The organism is Aeromicrobium sp. HA (assembly GCF_027171405.1).
Lineage (GTDB): Bacteria > Actinomycetota > Actinomycetes > Propionibacteriales > Nocardioidaceae > Aeromicrobium > Aeromicrobium tamlense.
On the sequence record NZ_CP114372.1, the window covers coordinates 1,353,024 to 1,370,577 of the forward strand.

The following is a 17,554-nucleotide window of genomic DNA, read 5'->3' on the forward strand; positions in this document are numbered from 1 at the left end:
TCCGCGCGTTCCTCCAAGGCGCGGACACCGGCTGCCCCTGTTCGGACACCGAGATCGGAGAGGATCAGCCATGGCAACCAAGCGACTCGCACGGCAGCAGGGCGCCGGCCTCGCGTTCGTCTCGCCCTACTTCGTCGTCTTCGCGGTGTTCGGCCTGTTCCCGCTCGTCTACACCGCCTGGGTGTCGATGCACGAGTGGACGCTGCTGGCCGGCAAGGTCGAGTTCATCGGCCTGGACAACTACCGCGAGCTGATGGGCGACACCGCCTTCTGGCGGGCCCTGGTCAACACCTTCGGCATCTTCGTGCTCGCCACCGTGCCCCAGCTGGTGCTGGCCACGGTGCTGGCCCAGATGCTCAACACGCGGCTGCGGGCGCGCACCTTCTGGCGGATGGGCGTGCTGCTGCCGAACGTGGCCTCGGTCGCCGCCGTCGGCATCATCTTCGGCCTGATCTTCGCCCGCGACTACGGCATCGCCAACTGGTTCCTGGGTCTGTTCGGTGTCGAGAACATCGACTGGCGGGCCCACCGCTGGTCGTCGTGGCTCGCGATCGCGACGATGGTCGACTGGCGCTGGACCGGCTACAACGCGCTGATCCTGCTCGCGGCCCTGCAGTCGGTGCCGAAGGAGCTCTACGAGGCGGCCCGGATCGACGGTGCCTCGGCGTGGCGGCAGTTCTGGTCGGTCACCGTGCCGATGCTGCGGCCCACCCTGATCTTCGTGACGATCATCGCCACGATCGGCGGCATCCAGCTGTTCACCGAGCCCTTGCTGTTCAACTCCGGTGCCAACGCCATCTCCGGCGGCAACCGCGGCCAGTTCCAGACCCTGGCGATGTACCTGGTCCAGCAGGCCTTCACCGGCCAGCGGTTCGGCTACGCGTCCACCATCGCCTGGGTCCTGTTCCTCATCATCGCCGTCGTGGCGGCGATCAACCTGCTGCTCCTGCGGCGCATCCGATCGGCGGACTGACATGAGCCTGAGCACGCGCGCCGGCGCCTCCACCCTGGTCATCCCGCCGGCGGACCGACCGCCCGTGACCTCCCGCGTCACCGGCGCCTCGCCGCTGATGTACGTGGCGCTCGCGTTCGTGGTGCTGCTGTCCGCCGCGCCGCTGTACTTCATGGTCGTCATGGCCTCGCGCGCCAACAGCGACATCCTGGGCATCCCGCCGCCGCTGCTGCCCGGCGACCAGCTGGCGACGAACATCGAGCGGGTCTTCGCCAACGCCGACGTCCAGTTCGCCGAGGCGCTGCTCAACACGCTGCTGGTGGCGACGGTCGCGACGATCTCGGTCGTGGTGACCTCCGCGCTCGCGGGCTTCGCGTTCGCCAAGCTGCGCTTCCGCGGCCGCAACGTCCTGCTCGTGATCGTCGTGGCCACGATGATGGTGCCGGTGCAGCTGGGCCTGATCCCGCTGTACATGCTCATGACGAGGCTCGGCCTCGCCGGCGGGCTGGCCTCGGTCACGCTGCCCTTCCTGGTGAGCGGCTTCGGTGTGTTCTTCATGCGCCAGTACGCCTCGCAGGCGATCCCCGACGAGCTGATCGAGGCCGCGCGCGTCGACGGCGCCTCCACGTTCCGGATCTTCTGGTCGATCGTGTTCCCGGCGCTGCGTCCGGCCGCGGCGGTGCTGGGCCTGCTGACCTTCATGGAGCGCTGGAACGACTTCCTGTGGCCGTACATCTCCCTCGACATCGACCACCCCACGGTGCAGGTCGCGCTCTCGCGCCTGTCCGGCGGGTACTACACCGACCAGGCGCTGGTCATGGCCGGGACGCTCATGGGCACCCTGCCGCTCGTCCTGGTGTTCATCGTGTTCGGCCGCCAGATCGTCGGCGGCATCATGGAAGGCGGACTGAAGTCATGAGCGCTCTGAGCCAGCGGTTCGACCCCGGGTTCGTGTGGGGCGCGGCCACCTCGGCGTACCAGATCGAGGGGGCCGTGAAGGAGGACGGACGCGGTCCGTCGATCTGGGACACGTTCGCCGCGCAGCCCGGTCGCACGTTCGACGGGCACACCGGCGAGGTCGCCGTCGATCACTACCACCGGTGGCCCGAGGACGTCGCACTCGTGCGCGAGCTCGGCCTCGACGCCTACCGCTTCTCGATCTCGTGGTCGCGCGTCCAGCCCGAGGGCAGCGGACGCGTCGAGCCGCGCGGCCTGGCGTTCTACGACCGGCTCGTCGACGGCCTGCTCGAGGCCGGGCTCGAGCCGTGGCCGACCCTGTTCCACTGGGACCTCCCGCAGGCGCTCGAGGACGCCGGCGGCTGGCCCGTGCGCGACACCGCCGAGCGCTTCGCGGACTACGCGCAGATCGTGGCCGACGCGCTGGGCGACCGCGTGCGGAGCTGGACCACGACGAACGAGCCCTGGTGCGCGGCCTTCCTCGGCTACGGCGCCGGGATCCACGCGCCGGGTCGCACCGAGCCCGCCGCGGCGCTCGCCGCGTCGCACCACCTGCACCTGGCGCACGGACTGGCCGTGCCGCGGCTGCGCGAGGGGCGTCCCGAGGCGCGCGTCGGGGTCACGCTGAACCTCTACGCGGTGTCCCCGGCCGACGACACGGGCCGCCACGACGACGCCGCGCGGCGCATCGACGGGCTCATGAACCGCTGGTTCCTCGACCCCGTGCTGCTCGGTCGCTACCCGCAGGACGTGCTGGAGGACGTCGCGGGCGTCGGTGGCACCGAGGCGATCCGTGCCGAGGACCTCGCCGTGATCGCGGCGCCGCTGGACTTCCTCGGCATCAACTACTACTCGCGGCACGTCGTGGCGGCGTCGCCGTGGCCCGGTGCCTCGGAGGTCGACTTCGTGAACCGCGAGTGGCCCAAGACCGCGTCCGGCTGGGACATCGACCCCGCAGGGCTCGGCGAGGTGCTGCGACAGGTGCACCGCGACTACCCGTCGATCCCGATCTACATCACCGAGAACGGCGCGGCCTTCGACGACCTCGAGGTCCGTGACGGCACGATCGACGACCAGGACCGCATCGACTTCGTCGCCGGTCACCTCGAGGCGCTCGCGGACGCGGTCGACGACGGCGTCGACGTCCGGGGATACTTCGCGTGGTCGCTGTTGGACAACTTCGAGTGGGCCGAGGGGTACGCGAAGCGGTTCGGCATCGTCCACGTCGACTTCGACACCCTGGTCCGCACCCCCAAGGCCAGCGCACGCTGGTTCGCCGAGCTCGCGCGGGCGAGCAGCACGAAGGAGAGGGCATGACTGACAGCCGCCAGCCGACGCTGGAGGAAGTGGCCCGGCTCGCCGGGGTCGGGCGCGGCACCGCGTCCCGGGTCGTGAACGGCTCGGAGCACGTGTCGCCCCACACCCGCGACGCCGTGGAGCGCGCCGTCCGCGAGCTCGGCTACGTGCCGAACCAAGCCGCGCGCGCCCTGAAGACCCGACGCACCGACACGGTCGCGCTGGTCATCGCCGAGGACGAGGAGCGCGTGTTCGCCGAGCCGTTCTTCGCCGGCCTGGTGCGAGGCATCTCGCGCTCGGTCGACGAGACCTCGCGGCGCCTCGTGCTCTCGATGGTCCCCGACGAGTCCCACCTCGCACGGCTCGGCCAGTTCCTCACGCCCCAGCACGTCGACGGGGTCATGGTGGTCTCGATGCACGACGCGCTGAGCCTGCCCGAGAGCCCCGACCTGCCGATCGTGCACGTCGGCCGGCCGCGCGACCCGCGTGCGTGCTTCGTCGACGTCGACAACGTCGGCGGTGCGCGTCAGGCCGTGGACCACATCGCCTCGCGCGGGCGGCGCCGCATCGCCACGATCACCGGCCCCCAGGACCTCGCATCGGGCCGCGACCGCCTCGCCGGCTACCGCGAGGCGCTCGAGGCCGCCGGACTGCCGTTCGACGACGAGCTCGTCGAGGCGGGCGACTTCAGCGACGCCAGCGGCGTGAGCGGCGCGGCCGCCCTGGTGGAGCGGCGCCCCGACGTGGACGCGATCTTCGCCGCGAACGACGTCATGGCGCTCGGCGCGCTGCGCGAGCTGGGTCGGCGGGGCCTGCGGGTCCCCGAGGACGTCGCGATCGTCGGCTTCGACGGATCGCCGGCCGCGGCCGCCTCGACGCCGGTGCTGACCACCGTGCACCAGCCGCTCGCCGAGCTCGGTGCGACGGCGGTCGACGTGCTGGCCCGCCGGATCGACGACCCCTCGGCCGAGCCGCGGTCGGTCGTCCTCCCGGCCGTGCTGCAGGCGGGTGAGACCGCATGAGCGCCGTGGTCTTCGACGGGGCCACCCGGGTGTACCCGGGCCAGGAGCGGCCCGCGGTCGACCACATCGATCTCGAGGTCAAGGACGGGGAGTTCCTCGTCCTGGTCGGGCCCTCGGGCTGTGGCAAGTCCACGACCCTGCGCATGCTGGCGGGGCTGGAGGACGTCGACGCGGGCAGCATCCTGATCGGCGACCGCGACGTCACGCGGGTGCCGCCCAAGGAGCGCGACATCGCGATGGTGTTCCAGAACTACGCCCTCTACCCGCACATGACGGTCGCTGAGAACATGGGCTTCGCCCTGCGGATCGCGAAGGTCTCCAAGGCCGACATCCGCAGCCGCGTGGCCGAGGCCGCCGACCTGCTCGGGCTCACCGACTTCCTCGACCGCAAGCCGAAGGCGCTCTCCGGCGGCCAGCGCCAGCGGGTGGCGATGGGGCGCGCGATCGTCCGGTCGCCGCAGGTGTTCCTGATGGACGAGCCCCTGTCGAACCTCGACGCGAAGCTGCGCGTGCAGACCCGCACCCAGGTCGCCGCCCTGCAACGACGACTCGGGACCACCACCGTCTACGTCACCCACGACCAGGTCGAGGCGATGACGATGGGCGATCGCGTCGCGGTGCTCAAGGACGGCGTCCTGCAACAGGTGGCGGCCCCGCGCGAGCTGTACGACCGTCCGGTGAACCTCTTCGTCGCGGGCTTCATGGGCTCGCCCGCGATGAACCTGCTCGAGCTGCCGATCAGCGACGGGGGAGTGGCCTTCGGCACGACGCACCTCGCGGTGCCGCGGCAGGCGCTGCTCGGCGCCAGCGGCAGCTCGATCGTCGTCGGCGTGCGCCCCGAGAACCTCGCGATCTCGGACCAGGGCCTGCCGATCGTCGTCGACGTCGTCGAGGAGCTGGGCTCGGACGCCTACCTCTACGGGCGTGCCGACGGCGTCAGCACTCCGGTGGTGGCACGCACCGACTGGCGCAACCCTCCGGTGAAGGGCACGCCCTCGCACCTGGCGGTCCTCGACCCCGAGCAGGTCCACCACTTCGACCCCCGAACGGGCCTGCGGATCGGTCGATAGCATCGGGGCCATGACACGCGTGGCGGTGCTGGGTGCGAAGGGCCGGATGGGATCGACGTCGGCGGCGGCGATCGAGGCGGCCGAAGGGCTCGACCTGGTGGCCGGCATCGACGTGGGCGACGACCTCGAGACCGTCGTCGAGGCGGACGCGGAGGCCGTGCTCGTCTTCACGACGCCCGACGTCGCCTTCGACCAGGCGCGCTGGTGCCTCGAGCGCGGCATCCACGTCGTCATCGGCACCTCGGGCTTTGGCGACGACCAGGTGGCACGGCTGCGCGAGCTCGTCGACGGGCGGTCGGGCGTCGGCGTCATCGTCGTCCCGAACTTCTCGATCGGCGCCGTGCTGATGATGCGCTTCGCGGCGCAGGCGGCGCCCTTCTTCGAGTCGGTCGAGGTCATCGAGATGCACCACCCCGACAAGGTCGACGCGCCGTCGGGCACGGCGGTCCGCACGGCCGAGGTCATCGCGCAGGCGCGACGCGAGGCCGGGTCGGACCCGCTGCCCGACGCCACCACCACCGACCCCGACGGGGCCCGCGGCGCCAAGGTCGAGGGCATTCCCGTGCACGCGGTCCGCGCGCGGGGCTTCATCGCGTCGCAGGAGGTCGTGCTGGGCGACCCCGGCGAGATCTTCAGCATCCGCCACGACTCGTCGAGCCGTGAGTCGTTCATGCCCGGCGTGGTCGCTGCGCTCCGCTGGATCCCGTCGCACCCCGGCGTCACGGTGGGGCTCGACGAGGTGCTCGGCCTGGAGTGAGGCCGCTCAGCCGGCGACGAGTCGCACGAGCGCGGTCGCCGCGGCCGCGGCGATGAGCATCGGCAGGAACGGCACCTTGCGCCACAGCAGCACGGCGGCGACGCCGAGACCGACGACGCGGGCGTCCACCACGACCTCGGAGCCCGTGCTGAACCCCTGCACGGCGACCAGTGCCGCGAGCAGCCCCACCGGGATGAACGCCGCCGCGCGCACGGTGAGCGGGTGCTCCAGCACGCGCTCGGGAACCGAGAGGCCCAGCAGCTTCAGCGCGTAACAGCCGACGGCGACGGCCAGCACGCCCCACCAGATCTCAGTCATCGGCGCCTCGCGCGGTGGTGGGGACGAACGTCAGGCCGACGAGCACGGCGACGACGCCGCCGATGATGATCGGGGCGCCCGGAGGGGTGAAGGGCACGAGCCCGAGGGCCACGGCGGCGGCCAGCAGCGCCAGCAGCCGGGCGGCCGTGGAGTCCAGTCGCGGCCACAGCAGGCCCAGGAACGCGGCGGCGACCGCGGCGTCGAGTCCGATGGCGCGTGGGTCGCCGATCCGCTCGCCCGCCACGGCGCCGACGAGAGTCATGAGGTTCCAGACCGCGAAGATCGACAGTCCGGTCCAGTAGAAGCCCAGCCGGGCCTGGCGCGGGTCGTCGCGCACGACCGACATCGCGGTGGACTCGTCGATCACCACGTGGGCCGTGCCCAGCCGTCTCAGGCCCTTGACCCGCAGGATCGGCGCCAGCGTGATGCCGTAGAAGGTGTTGCGCACGCCCAGCAGCACCGCGGTCAGCGCGCCCGTCAGCGGGGCGCCGCCCGCCGCGACCACGCCGAGGAAGGCGAACTGCGACGCGCCCGTGAACGCCAGCAGCGACAGCGCACACGCCTGCAGCACGGACAGGCCGCTCGTGGTGGCGAGCGCGCCGAAGGAGACGCCGTAGAGCCCGACGCCGATCCCCACGCCGAGGGAGTCGGCGACGACCTGCCGGTCGCTGGTCTCGTCGCTCACGTCAGCGTGGTGTGGAGTCGAACCTGCTTGAGTGGGCCGGTGGCGCCGGCGAACTCGCGATGGGCTCCGTCGGCGGCCCACCCGGCGTCGAGCAGCCACGCCCGCAGGGCGTCGTCGGCGGGGGAGACCCACCACACCGCGCGGCTGAAGCCGTCGGCGCGCACGGTGTCGACGCACGCGTGCAGGAGGCGCGAGCCGTGGCCCTGGCCGAGGTGCTCGGCGTCGACGACGAACTCGCCGATCTCGGCGTCGCGCACCTGGTCGGCGTCGGGATCGTGGCACGGGTGCACCAGGGCGAAGCCGCGCACCGTGGCGCGCTCCAGCGCGACGAGGGTGCGCATGCGCGCGTCACGGGGCGCGGTGATGAGCTGCGCCCACCGCTGCGCCATCTCATCGGTGTCGAGCGCGTCGAGCTCGGCCGGGTCGACGACCTCGCCGTACGCGCGCTCCCAGTGGGCGCGCTGGACCGCCGCGATCCGCGCCGCGTCGTCCGGCCACGCCAGCCGCACGGAGACGTCAGCACTCATCGAGCCACCGCCTTGGACAAGCCACGGTAGGGCGATGGCCCGACTCGACGCATGGAATGGTCCGCTCGCTGGCGCTCGCTCATCGCGAGAACGCCTCTCGCAGTCCGGAGGAGGCGCCGCCCTGCTCGAGGGCCGCGGCGAAGCGGTCGACGTTGCGACGGGTGGGCCAGGTGCCGAAGACGAGGGCGGCGAGCGCCGCGACGACGGTGACGAGCATGACGCCGCCCCCGATCAGCCCGGCGAGGCCGAGCACGGCCGAGATGACCAGCGGGACCTCGAGGACGAGGAACGCGCGGGCGATGTGCGAGGACAGCCGGCGCAGCGCGGTGTCGCGCGGATCGGGGTCGTCGGCGGCCAACGGCGCCGGACGCGACCACGAGCGGGCCACCCAGGCGCCCGCCACGAGGACCAGCGCGAACAGTGCCAGCGCGACCCACCAGCGGGCCGCCGGCTCGTCACCGCCACCGAAGACGACGAGCACGAGGGCGGCGAACAGGGCGGTGACACCGAGCTGGAGGGCGACGAATCGCCTCACGTCCGTGGGACTTGACGCAGTGGGTTCCGGCACGCGGGTCAGTATCTCACGGCGTTCGGACGGAACGTCGGCGCGCGTTGCTAGTCTGCCGACATGCAGGCCTACCTCGATCTCGTCCGCCGGATCCTCGACGAGGGAGTGGCCAAGGGCGACCGCACCGGCACCGGCACCCGCAGCGTCTTCGGGCACCAGATGCGCTTCGACCTCGCCGAGGGCTTCCCGGTCGTCACCACCAAGAAGGTGCACCTCAAGAGCGTCGTGGCCGAGCTCCTGTGGTTCATCGCCGGCGACACCAACACCCAGTACCTGCGCGACAACGGCGTCACCATCTGGGACGAGTGGGCCGACGACAACGGCGACCTCGGCCCGATCTACGGCTACCAGTGGCGATCCTGGCCCGCGCCGGACGGCCGCCACCTCGACCAGCTGCAGGCGGTCATCGCCGCGCTGAAGGCCGACCCGAACTCGCGCCGCCACATCGTCAGCGCCTGGAACGTGGCCGACCTCGACGCGATGGCCCTCGCCCCGTGCCACGCGTTCTTCCAGTTCTACGTCGCCGACGGCAGGCTCAGCTGCCAGCTCTACCAGCGCTCGGCCGACGTCTTCCTCGGCGTCCCGTTCAACATCGCCTCCTACGCGCTGCTCACGCAGATGGTCGCCCAGGTCACCGGCCTCGAGGTCGGCGAGTTCATCTGGACCGGTGGCGACTGCCACCTCTACGTCAATCACCTCGACCAGGCGCGCGAGCAGCTCACCCGTGATCCGCTGCCGCTGCCCACGCTGCGGCTCGACCCGTCCGTCACGGACATCGACGACTTCACGCTCGACTCGATCACGATCGAGGGCTACCGGTCGCACCCCGCCATCAAGGCGCCGATCGCGGTCTGACGCATGGCGGTCACGGTGGCGGTGGCGGTCGGGGAGAACGGCGTCATCGGGTTCGAGGGCGGCATGCCCTGGCCCCGCACGGGCGACATGCGCCAGTTCAAGGAGCTCACGTGGGGGCACCCGATCGTCATGGGTCGCGCCACGTACGAGTCGATCGGGCGGCCACTGCCGGGTCGCACCTCGATCGTGCTCACCCGTCGTGCGGGCTGGGACCCGGGCGACCCCGGCGTGATCGTCGCGGGCGACCTCGACACCGCGCTGGCGCGGGCGCGCGAGCTCGACGACCACGTGTTCCTCATCGGCGGTGCGGCCGTCTTCGGCGAGGCCCTCGAGCGCGACCTGGTCGACTCGATGGTGGTCACGCACGTGCCGCTGAGCCCGCCCGGTGACACGTTCTTCGCGCCGATCGACCCCGACCGCTGGACCGAGGTCGAACGCGAGCGGCACGCCGGCACGCCCGACTACGAGATCGCCACGTACGCCCGTCGCTGACCCCTTGTCGTGAGCCCGTCGCCGTCCGACACTGGCCGGGAGGACAGGAGTCAGCCATGGCACACGGCGACATCACGCACATCGACATCCCCGCGTCCGACCACGAGCGCGCGAAGGAGTTCTACGGCGCCCTCTTCGGCTGGAAGTTCCAGGAGTACCCGGGCTACGAGGGCTACCCCATGTGGCAGGCCCCCAACGAGATCAGCGGCGGGGGACTGGCGCCCCGCTCCGACGGCTTCACCCAGCCCCGCTCGTACGTCGAGGTCGACTCGATCGACGAGGTGCTGGCCACGGCGCGCAAGCACGGCGCCCGCGTGGTGATGGAGCGCCAGCCGATCTCCGAGACGAGCTGGTGGGCCATCTTCGAGGACCCCGACGGGAACGTCATCGGTCTCTACGAGGGCACCACCGACACCTCCGGCGGCTGACGGGTCAGAGCAGGATCGCGAGCTGACGCGACTGGGCCACGAGCCGGCCCTGGTCGTCCCACAGCTCGCCGTCCTCCTCGTGGAACCCGTCGGCGAGGTGACGGGTGCTGAACCGCGACGCCACCCAGGATCCGGGCTCGGGCAGCCGGTGGAAGTGCACCGTGAGCTGCACGGTCATCGACACGAGCGGGCCGAGCTCCATGACGGGCGGGGGACAGGCGTCGACCAGCAGGCCGAGGGCGGGCCAGTCGATCTCGGTGCCGCCGTCGAGGCGCTGCCAGACGTCGGTGGTGGGGTCGCCCGACGGCTGGCCGACCGACCAGCCCGGCGCCTGCGCCATCCGGTACTCGACGCGCCCGAACAGGCCGTCGCGCGGCATGCCGACCTCGCGCGGGTCGGGCAGCGTGCCGGGGTCGGGCAGCTCGGGAGCGGCGCCCAGCTCCTGCGTGGGACCGTGGTGGTCGCGCGCGAAGCTCGCGGTCATCCGGGCCAGCGGTCGCCCGTCGCAGGCCAGGTCGACGTCGACCGTCTGCACGCGGCGGCCCAGCTTCACCGGGGTGACCGTGAGGTCGGCGATCGTGCCGGCCTCGGGGGAGGCGAAGTAGGTGATGGCCGCCACCACGGGGCGGCCGACGTCGGCGTGGTCCATCGCCGTGCGCAGCATCGAGGCCAGGACCCACCCGCCGTTGGGCTTGCCGAGCGGGGTGTTCCAGCGATCGGTGACCTCCAGGGTCAGCCGTCCGGTGCCGTCGGGGGTCGCGATGGTGTCCTGCGGGTAGAAGTCGGTCACGGCCTCATCCTGCACGAGGGCACCGGCGCCGTGACGGTAACCTCGGAGCATGACGTCTCCGCTGGCGACCGAGGCCGCGCCGTTCGGCCGGCTCCTCACTGCGATGGCCACCCCGTTCACCCCGGACGGTGGCCTCGACCTCGATGCCGCCGCGGCGCTCGCGACGCACCTGGTCGAGATCGGCAACGACGGCATCGTCGTCTCCGGCACCACCGGCGAGTCGCCCACCACGACGGGTGAGGAGGACGGCCGCCTGCTGGCCGCCGTGCTCGAGGCGGTCGGCGACCGCGCCACGATCGTGGCCGGCGTCGGCACGAACGACACCCGCCACACCGTCGAGCTGGCCGAGCAGGCCGTCCGCATCGGCGCCCACGGCCTGCTGGTCGTGTCGCCGTACTACAGCAAGCCGCCGCAGGCGGGGCTGCTCGCGAACATCGACGCGGTCGCGGCCGCGGCCGGTGACACGCCGATCATGCTCTACGACATCCCCGGTCGCACCGGCGTCGAGATCTCCGAGGAGACGTACGTCGAGCTCGAGTCGCGACGCACCGTTCTGGCCGTGAAGGACGCCACCGGCGACCTCGCGCGCGCGGCGCGCCTGCGCGCGACCTCGCGCCTCGCCCTCTACTCGGGCGACGACGCGGTCAACCTGCCGTGGTTCTCCATCGGCGCCGCCGGCGTCGTCAGCGTCATCGCCCACGTGGCGGGCGCTCGCATCAAGGCGATGATCGAGGCCGTCGACGCCGGCGACCTCGTCCGGGCGCGCCAGCTCGACGACGAGCTGCTGCCGATCGTCGACGCGATCATGGGGCAGACCCAGGGCGCCATCGCCACCAAGGTCGCCCTGACCGAGATGGGGATCATCCCCCACGCAGGCGTGCGACTGCCGCTCACGCCCGCGACGGACGCCCAGGGCCAGGTCATCCGCACGGCACTGAAGGACGCAGGCCTCCTGGCGTGAGCCGGAGCAGCGTGCGCAACCGAAGGAATCCCATGACATCACCGAAGAACGCCGCTCTCCGCCCGGAGGTCGCGTCGTGACCCACATGCACACCGAGCTGCCCACCCCGCCGCCGCTCGCCCCGGGCGCCATGCGCGTCGTCCCCCTCGGAGGACTGGGCGAGATCGGCCGCAACATGACGGTCTTCGAGTTCGACGGCAAGCTGCTCATCGTCGACTGCGGCGTGCTGTTCCCCGAGGAGCACCACCCGGGCGTCGACCTGATCCTCCCGGACTTCACGCCGATCCGTGACCGCCTCGACGACATCGTCGGCCTCGTCCTGACCCACGGTCACGAGGACCACATCGGCGGCGTCCCGTACCTGCTGCGCGAGCGCGGGAACATCCCGGTCATCGGCTCGAAGCTGACGCTGGCCCTGCTGGCGCCCAAGCTCAAGGAGCACCGCCTCAAGGACGTGCCCACCCACGTCGTGTCCGAGGGCGACGTCGAGCAGTTCGGCCCGTTCGCGTGTGAGTTCGTCGCGGTGAATCACTCGATCCCCGACGCCCTCGCGGTGGCGATCAAGACCGCCGCCGGCGTCGCGCTGCACACCGGCGACTTCAAGATGGACCAGCTGCCGCTCGACGGCCGCATCACCGACCTGCGCGCGTTCGCGCGCCTCGGCGAGGCCGGCGTCGACCTGTTCCTCACCGACTCCACCAACTCGGAGGTGCCGGGCTTCACGACCGCCGAGAAGCAGATCACTCCGGCGATCGACGCCGTGTTCGCGCGCAGCAAGAAGCGCATCATCGTGGCCTCGTTCGCCTCGCACATCCACCGTGTCCAGCAGGTGCTCGACGCTGCCGTGAAGCACGACCGCAAGGTCGCCTACGTGGGCCGTTCGATGGTGCGCAACATGCAGATCGCGCGCGAGCTGGGCTACCTGAGCGTTCCGGACGGGGTCGTGGTCGACAAGATCGACGCGGCTCCGCCCGAGAAGATGGTGCTCATGTCGACCGGCTCGCAGGGCGAGCCGATGGCCGCCCTGTCACGCATCGCGAACCGCACGCACGACAAGGTGCACCTCGAGCCGGGCGACACCGTCCTGCTCGCCTCGTCGCTGATCCCGGGCAACGAGAACGCGATCTACCGCGTCATCGACGGACTGACCAAGCTCGGCGCGAACGTCGTGCACAAGGGCAACGCCCTCGTGCACGTCTCGGGCCACGCGTCCGCGGGCGAGCTGCTCTACTGCTACAACATCGTGCAGCCCTCGAACGTCATGCCGGTGCACGGCGAGATCCGGCACCTGCACGCCAACGCCGCGTTGGCGACGCAGACCGGCGTGCCGAACACGATCATCGCCGAGGACGGCTACGCGGTGGACCTCATCGACGGCCATGCCGAGATCGCCGGTGCCTACGACGTCGGCTACGTCTACGTCGACGGTTCCTCGATCGGCGACCTGACCGACTCCGAGCTCAAGGACCGCCGCACGCTCGCCGCCGAGGGCTTCATCTCGGTCATCGCGGTCGTGGACTCCGTCACGGGCAAGATCGTCAGCGGCCCCGAGATCCACGCCCGCGGTCTGGCCGAGGACGACTCGGTCTTCGACCAGATCCAGCCCAAGGTCGTGGCGGCGCTCGAGGAGTCGATCGCCGACGGCGCCCGCGACGCGGCGGCCCTGCAGCAGGTCATGCGACGGGTCATCGGCTCGTTCGCGGGTCGCCGACTGCGCCGGCGCCCGATGATCATCCCGATCGTCCTCGAGGCCTGAGGGACGGGCGAGACACCCGTTACCGAACCTCGCCCGCACCGTAACCGCGAGGAAACAGTCGCTCACGACTCTTGAGGCGTGAGGACTCGGATCATCGTGTGCAGCCACGGCACGACGTCGCACATCGGCCGGTCGGCCATCGCGTCGCTCGTCAACGCGGTCCGACGCCAGGCGCCGTCGTGCGAGGTCGTCGACGCGTTCGTCGACGTCCAGCAGCCGTCGCTGGCCGACGTCGTCGCCGAGACGTCGGGTCCGCGGATCATCGTGCCGCTGCTGCTCAACCACGACTGCGAGACGTCCCGCCTGATGAACGAGGTGGCCGCGACGGACCCGCTGGTCCGGGTGGCGCCGGCGATGGGTCCGGACTGGGTCCTGGCCGAGATCGGCGTTCGCCGGCTCATCGAGGCGGGCGCGAAGCCGTCGGACACGATCGTCATGGTGGCGCCGCACGCCGACGGCTCGCCGGCGCTCACCGACGTCTCGAAGGCGGCCCGCCTGCTGAGCGCTGTGTGGGGTGGGCCCGTGCACGTCGGCGTGGTGAACGGTGTCGGCACGCCGGTCGAGGACGCGCTCGACGTCGCCCGCGCCCACAACCGGCGGGTCGTCGTCTCGATGTACGCGCTGGCGTCGGGGGAGGGGGCCTCGGCGATCGGGCGGCTCGGCGCCGACGTCGTCACCGCACCCCTGCTGGGCGCCGGCGCCCCGGACCCGCGGCTCGTCTCGCTCGCGCTGGAGCGTGCCGACGTCCTGGAGACGCCCGGCGAGGTCGGGTCCGCGATCCGCTGACCCCGTCCCCGCTCGCGGCGTGGGTCCGTGAGAACTCTCAGGTTCTGGTTTAGCCTTGGGATCATGGCGACCCGAACGTCTTCCCCGCCGCGCAAGCGGCCGTCCGGCAGCCAGGCCCGCAAGAAGAAGCCCGCGGCGCGCAAGCCTCCTGCGCGCAAGCCGGCACCCCGCACGGGTCCTGGTCCCCTCAGTGCTGCCCTCCAGGGCGTCATGCGCGCCTCCACGGCCTTCTGGCTGGGGCTGGCGGGCGTGGTCGGCGCGATCGCGCGCAGCATCGGTCACGGTGCCCGCGAGCTCGACGCCGAGCAGCGCCGCGACGGCGTCGGCCTGGCGCTGGTCTCGCTCGCGCTCGTCACCGCCGCATCGGTCTGGTGGGACATCCCCGGAGGGGTCGGCGCCACCGTCCGCCGCATCACCACCGGCTCCGTGGGCGTGCTCGCGTGGGCCGTCCCCATCCTGCTGGCGGTGGTCGCCTGGCGCACGCTGCGCCATCCCGATCGCAACGGTCCGGCCGGCCGTCAGGCGATCGGCTGGGGAGCCATCGTGGGCGGCGTGCTGGGGCTCGTGCACCTCGCGCACGGCACTCCGCGCCCCAGCGATCCCGACATGTCCGAGGCCGGGGGAGCGGTGGGCTTCCTGTTCTCCGCGATCCTCGTCGACCTGCTCAAGACGGGCTGGGTGGTCGCGCCGATCCTCGTGCTCGTCGTGATCTTCGGCGTCCTCGTCGTCACCGCCACCCCCCTGTACGCCGTGCCCGAGCGCGTCTCGTCGCTGGTGAACCGCGCCCTCGGTCGCGACAAGGCGGTCGACCCCGAGCCCACCCCCGAGCCGGTCAAGAAGCGTCACCCGCGCACGGTCCCGGTCGTCGACGACGAGCCGTTCGAGAACCCGCTCGTCGACGGGCCCGACGAGGACCGTCAGGTGCCCGTCAGCCCGCCGCCGGTGCCCGTGCTCAGCGAGCCGGAGCCCCAGCCCGACCCGCGTCCCCTCGAGCCGCTGCCCGTCCGCGCGGAGCAGCTGGCCCTGTCGGGTGACATCGTCTACACGCTGCCGGAGCCGAACGCCCTCAAGGAGGGCACGCCGCCGAAGGCCCGCTCGGCCGCCTCCGACGAGGTCGTCGGCCGCCTCACCGAGGTGCTCGAGCAGTTCCAGATCGACGCCACCGTCACCGGCTACACCCGCGGCCCGACGGTCACCCGCTACGAGGTCGAGCTCGGCCCCGCGGTCAAGGTCGAGAAGGTCACTGCGCTGAGCAAGAACATCGCGTACGCCGTGGCCTCCAACGAGGTCCGCATCCTGTCGCCCATCCCGGGCAAGAGCGCGATCGGCGTCGAGATCCCCAACGTCGACAAGGAGATGGTCTCCCTCGGCGACGTGCTGCGCTCGAACAAGGCGCGCAGCGACCACCACCCGATGGTCATCGGCCTGGGCAAGGACGTCGAGGGCGGCTACGTCGTGGCCAACCTCGCGAAGATGCCCCACCTGCTGGTCGCCGGCGCCACCGGATCGGGCAAGTCGAGCTTCGTGAACTCGATGATCTCCTCGATCCTCATGCGCTCGACGCCCGACGAGGTCCGCATGATCCTCGTCGACCCGAAGCGCGTGGAGCTCAACGCCTACGAGGGCATCCCGCACCTCATCACGCCGATCATCACGAACCCGAAGAAGGCCGCCGAGGCCCTTCAGTGGGTCGTGCGCGAGATGGACCTGCGCTACGACGACCTCGCGAACTTCGGCTACCGGCACATCGACGACTTCAACAAGGCCGTCGCGTCGGGCAAGCTGCAGGCGCCTCCGGGCAGCGAGCGCGTCCTGACGCCGTACCCGTACCTGCTGGTGGTCGTGGACGAGCTCGCCGACCTCATGATGGTCGCCCCGCGCGACGTCGAGGACTCGATCGTCCGCATCACGCAGCTCGCCCGTGCCGCCGGCATCCACCTCGTGCTCGCCACCCAGCGACCCAGCGTCGACGTCGTCACCGGCCTCATCAAGGCCAACGTGCCGAGCCGTCTGGCCTTCGCCACCAGCTCGCTCGCCGACAGCCGCGTCATCCTCGACCAGCCCGGCGCCGAGAAGCTCGTGGGCCAGGGCGACGGCCTGTTCCTGCCGATGGGCGCGAACAAGACGATGCGCATGCAGGGGGCCTGGATCACCGAGGCCGAGATCGAGACGATCGTGACGCACTGCAAGGAGCAGCTGAAGCCCTCCTACCGCGAGGACGTCACGGCTCCGCAGCAGGCCAAGCGCGAGCTGGACGACGACATCGGCGACGACATGGACCTCGTCCTGCAGGCCGTCGAGCTGGTCGTCAACACGCAGTTCGGCTCGACCTCGATGCTGCAGCGCAAGCTGCGCGTCGGCTTCGCGAAGGCCGGACGCCTGATGGACATCCTGGAGAGTCGTGGCGTCGTCGGGCCGAGTGAGGGCTCCAAGGCGCGTGACGTGCTCGTCAAGCCCGACGACCTCGCCGACGTGTTGGCGAGCATCCAGGTCGGCTGAGCCACTAGGCTCGACGGACCAACGCGTTCACCCTCGGGGGTGAACGGTGACGCGAAAGGGAACGCTGCATGACCTACAACGCACCTCCGCCGCCTCCGTCCTCGGGGCCCTACGGCGGAGCGACGCCGCCGCCGAACAACCTCGTGTGGGCGATCCTCACGACGCTGTTCTGCTGCCTGCCGCTCGGCGTGGTCTCGATCGTCTACGCGGCGCAGGTCAACGGCAAGTTCGCCGCTGGTGACCTCGCCGGCGCCCAGGAGTCGTCGCGCAAGGCGAAGCAGTGGGCCATCTGGTCCGCCGTCGTCGGCGTCGTCGTGATCGTGATCTACATCATCGTCGTCGTGATCGCCGCGATGAGCGGCACGTCGACCTCGACGTCGAGCCTCTGATCTCGATCGACAGCCACCAGCGCCCCGCGCCCGCCGGACACGTCCGGCGGCGCGGGGCTCTGACGTTCGCGGGGGTGACCGTCGCCGGGCTCGCCGCCACGGCCGTGCTCGCCGCGGTCTCGCCCGAGGAGCCCGGGCACTACCCGACCTGCCCGTTCCTGGCCGTGTCCGGTCTCTACTGCCCCGGCTGCGGCAGCCTGCGCGCCGTCCACGCCCTCACCCGGGGCGACCTGGCGACGGCGTGGGACCGGAACCCGCTGGCCGTGCTGCTGCTCCCCGCGGTGCTGGTCGCCTGGGTCGCGTGGGGACTGCGCCTGTTGGGCCGTCGCGCGTGGCACCCCAGTCGCATCCCGGCCGCCTGGATCTGGGCGCTGCTGGGCGTCGTGCTGACCTACTGGGTCGCGCGCAACGTGCCCGGATGGACCTGGCTCTCACCTGCCTGAGCC

The 17,554-nt window shown here is 71.6% G+C and carries 20 protein-coding genes; 15 read left to right on the plus strand and 5 right to left on the minus strand.

Annotated elements, in window-relative coordinates:
* Positions 1-70 precede the first annotated feature (70 nt).
* Genes O3S82_RS06680 through dapB form a run of 6 tightly spaced genes read left to right on the plus strand, consistent with a single transcriptional unit; the run spans position 71 to position 6,054 of the window.
* Positions 71-973, plus strand: coding sequence for a carbohydrate ABC transporter permease (locus O3S82_RS06680; RefSeq protein WP_179425062.1), 903 nt, complete (start codon positions 71-73; stop codon positions 971-973).
* Between the two features lies 1 nt (position 974).
* Positions 975-1,871: a carbohydrate ABC transporter permease gene (locus tag O3S82_RS06685; protein WP_269306497.1), complete on the plus strand. Its 897-nt coding sequence runs from the start codon at positions 975-977 to the stop codon at positions 1,869-1,871.
* Entirely contained in the window at positions 1,868-3,226 is a 1,359-nt protein-coding gene (locus O3S82_RS06690; protein WP_179425058.1) for a GH1 family beta-glucosidase, read from the plus strand. The genes O3S82_RS06685 and O3S82_RS06690 overlap by 4 nt, the downstream gene beginning before the upstream one ends.
* Entirely contained in the window at positions 3,223-4,227 is a 1,005-nt protein-coding gene (locus O3S82_RS06695; protein ID WP_179425056.1) for a LacI family DNA-binding transcriptional regulator, read from the plus strand. The genes O3S82_RS06690 and O3S82_RS06695 overlap by 4 nt, the downstream gene beginning before the upstream one ends.
* Positions 4,224-5,297 carry an ABC transporter ATP-binding protein gene (locus O3S82_RS06700; protein ID WP_179425055.1) on the plus strand — a complete coding sequence of 358 codons (1,074 nt, stop codon included), beginning with the start codon at positions 4,224-4,226 and terminating at the stop codon, positions 5,295-5,297. The genes O3S82_RS06695 and O3S82_RS06700 overlap by 4 nt, the downstream gene beginning before the upstream one ends.
* 10 nt (positions 5,298-5,307) lie before the next feature.
* Positions 5,308-6,054, plus strand: a complete 747-nt coding sequence (gene dapB, locus O3S82_RS06705; protein WP_269306500.1) for a 4-hydroxy-tetrahydrodipicolinate reductase — start codon at positions 5,308-5,310, stop codon at positions 6,052-6,054.
* 6 nt (positions 6,055-6,060) lie between these two features.
* On the opposite strand, the gene O3S82_RS06710 is transcribed toward dapB, so the two are convergent.
* From O3S82_RS06710 to O3S82_RS06725, 4 genes are all read right to left on the minus strand, one after another.
* The gene (locus O3S82_RS06710; protein ID WP_179425053.1) at positions 6,061-6,372 is read right to left on the minus strand and encodes an AzlD domain-containing protein; all 312 of its coding nucleotides are present in this window, start codon (positions 6,370-6,372) and stop codon (positions 6,061-6,063) included.
* Positions 6,365-7,057 carry an AzlC family ABC transporter permease gene (locus O3S82_RS06715; protein ID WP_179425052.1) on the minus strand — a complete coding sequence of 231 codons (693 nt, stop codon included), beginning with the start codon at positions 7,055-7,057 and terminating at the stop codon, positions 6,365-6,367. The genes O3S82_RS06710 and O3S82_RS06715 overlap by 8 nt, the downstream gene beginning before the upstream one ends.
* The gene (locus tag O3S82_RS06720; protein WP_179425051.1) at positions 7,054-7,584 is read right to left on the minus strand and encodes a GNAT family N-acetyltransferase; all 531 of its coding nucleotides are present in this window, start codon (positions 7,582-7,584) and stop codon (positions 7,054-7,056) included. Before O3S82_RS06720 ends, O3S82_RS06715 begins: the two co-directional genes overlap by 4 nt.
* A gap of 79 nt (positions 7,585-7,663) precedes the next feature.
* On the minus strand, positions 7,664-8,119 hold the full coding sequence (locus O3S82_RS06725; protein ID WP_269306503.1) for a hypothetical protein: 456 nt from the start codon (positions 8,117-8,119) through the stop codon (positions 7,664-7,666).
* Positions 8,120-8,212: 93 nt separating this feature from the next.
* Here O3S82_RS06725 and O3S82_RS06730 point away from each other — a divergent pair, with 93 nt between their 5' ends.
* From O3S82_RS06730 to O3S82_RS06740, 3 genes are read left to right on the plus strand one after another with little or no spacing between them, the layout of a single operon-like run.
* Complete coding sequence (locus tag O3S82_RS06730) at positions 8,213-9,007, plus strand: thymidylate synthase (RefSeq protein ID WP_269306505.1); 795 nt, start codon at positions 8,213-8,215, stop codon at positions 9,005-9,007.
* A gap of 3 nt (positions 9,008-9,010) precedes the next feature.
* Positions 9,011-9,499 (plus strand): dihydrofolate reductase, encoded by a 489-nt coding sequence (locus O3S82_RS06735; protein WP_269306507.1) that lies wholly within the window; start codon positions 9,011-9,013, stop codon positions 9,497-9,499.
* Positions 9,500-9,555: 56 nt separating this feature from the next.
* Entirely contained in the window at positions 9,556-9,927 is a 372-nt protein-coding gene (locus O3S82_RS06740) for a VOC family protein (RefSeq protein WP_269306509.1), read from the plus strand.
* Positions 9,928-9,931: 4 nt separating this feature from the next.
* Here the strand turns inward: O3S82_RS06740 and O3S82_RS06745 are convergent, their stop codons facing one another.
* Positions 9,932-10,768, minus strand: coding sequence for a thioesterase family protein (locus tag O3S82_RS06745; RefSeq protein WP_269306511.1), 837 nt, complete (start codon positions 10,766-10,768; stop codon positions 9,932-9,934).
* Between O3S82_RS06745 and dapA the strand changes: the two genes are divergently transcribed.
* The 6 genes from dapA to O3S82_RS06775 all read left to right on the plus strand — a co-directional run bounded on the left by dapA (position 10,767) and on the right by O3S82_RS06775 (position 17,551).
* Positions 10,767-11,678, plus strand: coding sequence for a 4-hydroxy-tetrahydrodipicolinate synthase (dapA, locus tag O3S82_RS06750; RefSeq protein ID WP_269306513.1), 912 nt, complete (start codon positions 10,767-10,769; stop codon positions 11,676-11,678). The genes O3S82_RS06745 and dapA overlap by 2 nt on opposite strands.
* Before the next feature lie 76 nt (positions 11,679-11,754).
* Positions 11,755-13,434, plus strand: coding sequence for a ribonuclease J (locus O3S82_RS06755; protein WP_269306515.1), 1,680 nt, complete (start codon positions 11,755-11,757; stop codon positions 13,432-13,434).
* A 78-nt stretch (positions 13,435-13,512) separates the two neighbouring features.
* Positions 13,513-14,220 (plus strand): sirohydrochlorin chelatase, encoded by a 708-nt coding sequence (locus tag O3S82_RS06760; protein ID WP_179425044.1) that lies wholly within the window; start codon positions 13,513-13,515, stop codon positions 14,218-14,220.
* A gap of 63 nt (positions 14,221-14,283) precedes the next feature.
* Positions 14,284-16,719 carry an FtsK/SpoIIIE family DNA translocase gene (locus tag O3S82_RS06765; protein WP_269306517.1) on the plus strand — a complete coding sequence of 812 codons (2,436 nt, stop codon included), beginning with the start codon at positions 14,284-14,286 and terminating at the stop codon, positions 16,717-16,719.
* 68 nt (positions 16,720-16,787) lie between these two features.
* Complete coding sequence (locus O3S82_RS06770) at positions 16,788-17,108, plus strand: CD225/dispanin family protein (RefSeq protein ID WP_269306519.1); 321 nt, start codon at positions 16,788-16,790, stop codon at positions 17,106-17,108.
* A 74-nt stretch (positions 17,109-17,182) separates the two neighbouring features.
* Entirely contained in the window at positions 17,183-17,551 is a 369-nt protein-coding gene (locus O3S82_RS06775; RefSeq protein ID WP_269306521.1) for a DUF2752 domain-containing protein, read from the plus strand.
* The last annotated feature ends 3 nt before the right edge of the window (positions 17,552-17,554 follow it).

What these genes read in the sequence shown, in the direction of transcription:
- O3S82_RS06740 (WP_269306509.1), top strand. Translation starts at nt 9,556, where the DNA reads ATGGCACACGGCGACATCACGCACATCGACATCCCCGCGTCCGACCAC.
- dapA (WP_269306513.1), top strand. Translation starts at nt 10,767, where the DNA reads ATGACGTCTCCGCTGGCGACCGAGGCCGCGCCGTTCGGCCGGCTCCTC.
- O3S82_RS06690 (WP_179425058.1), top strand. Translation starts at nt 1,868, where the DNA reads ATGAGCGCTCTGAGCCAGCGGTTCGACCCCGGGTTCGTGTGGGGCGCG.
- O3S82_RS06710 (WP_179425053.1), bottom strand. Translation starts at nt 6,372, where the DNA reads ATGACTGAGATCTGGTGGGGCGTGCTGGCCGTCGCCGTCGGCTGTTAC.
- O3S82_RS06735 (WP_269306507.1), top strand. Translation starts at nt 9,011, where the DNA reads ATGGCGGTCACGGTGGCGGTGGCGGTCGGGGAGAACGGCGTCATCGGG.
- dapB (WP_269306500.1), top strand. Translation starts at nt 5,308, where the DNA reads ATGACACGCGTGGCGGTGCTGGGTGCGAAGGGCCGGATGGGATCGACG.
- O3S82_RS06685 (WP_269306497.1), top strand. Translation starts at nt 975, where the DNA reads ATGAGCCTGAGCACGCGCGCCGGCGCCTCCACCCTGGTCATCCCGCCG.
- O3S82_RS06765 (WP_269306517.1), top strand. Translation starts at nt 14,284, where the DNA reads ATGGCGACCCGAACGTCTTCCCCGCCGCGCAAGCGGCCGTCCGGCAGC.
- O3S82_RS06680 (WP_179425062.1), top strand. Translation starts at nt 71, where the DNA reads ATGGCAACCAAGCGACTCGCACGGCAGCAGGGCGCCGGCCTCGCGTTC.
- O3S82_RS06730 (WP_269306505.1), top strand. Translation starts at nt 8,213, where the DNA reads ATGCAGGCCTACCTCGATCTCGTCCGCCGGATCCTCGACGAGGGAGTG.
- O3S82_RS06770 (WP_269306519.1), top strand. Translation starts at nt 16,788, where the DNA reads ATGACCTACAACGCACCTCCGCCGCCTCCGTCCTCGGGGCCCTACGGC.
- O3S82_RS06720 (WP_179425051.1), bottom strand. Translation starts at nt 7,584, where the DNA reads ATGAGTGCTGACGTCTCCGTGCGGCTGGCGTGGCCGGACGACGCGGCG.
- O3S82_RS06745 (WP_269306511.1), bottom strand. Translation starts at nt 10,768, where the DNA reads ATGCTCCGAGGTTACCGTCACGGCGCCGGTGCCCTCGTGCAGGATGAG.
- O3S82_RS06700 (WP_179425055.1), top strand. Translation starts at nt 4,224, where the DNA reads ATGAGCGCCGTGGTCTTCGACGGGGCCACCCGGGTGTACCCGGGCCAG.
- O3S82_RS06695 (WP_179425056.1), top strand. Translation starts at nt 3,223, where the DNA reads ATGACTGACAGCCGCCAGCCGACGCTGGAGGAAGTGGCCCGGCTCGCC.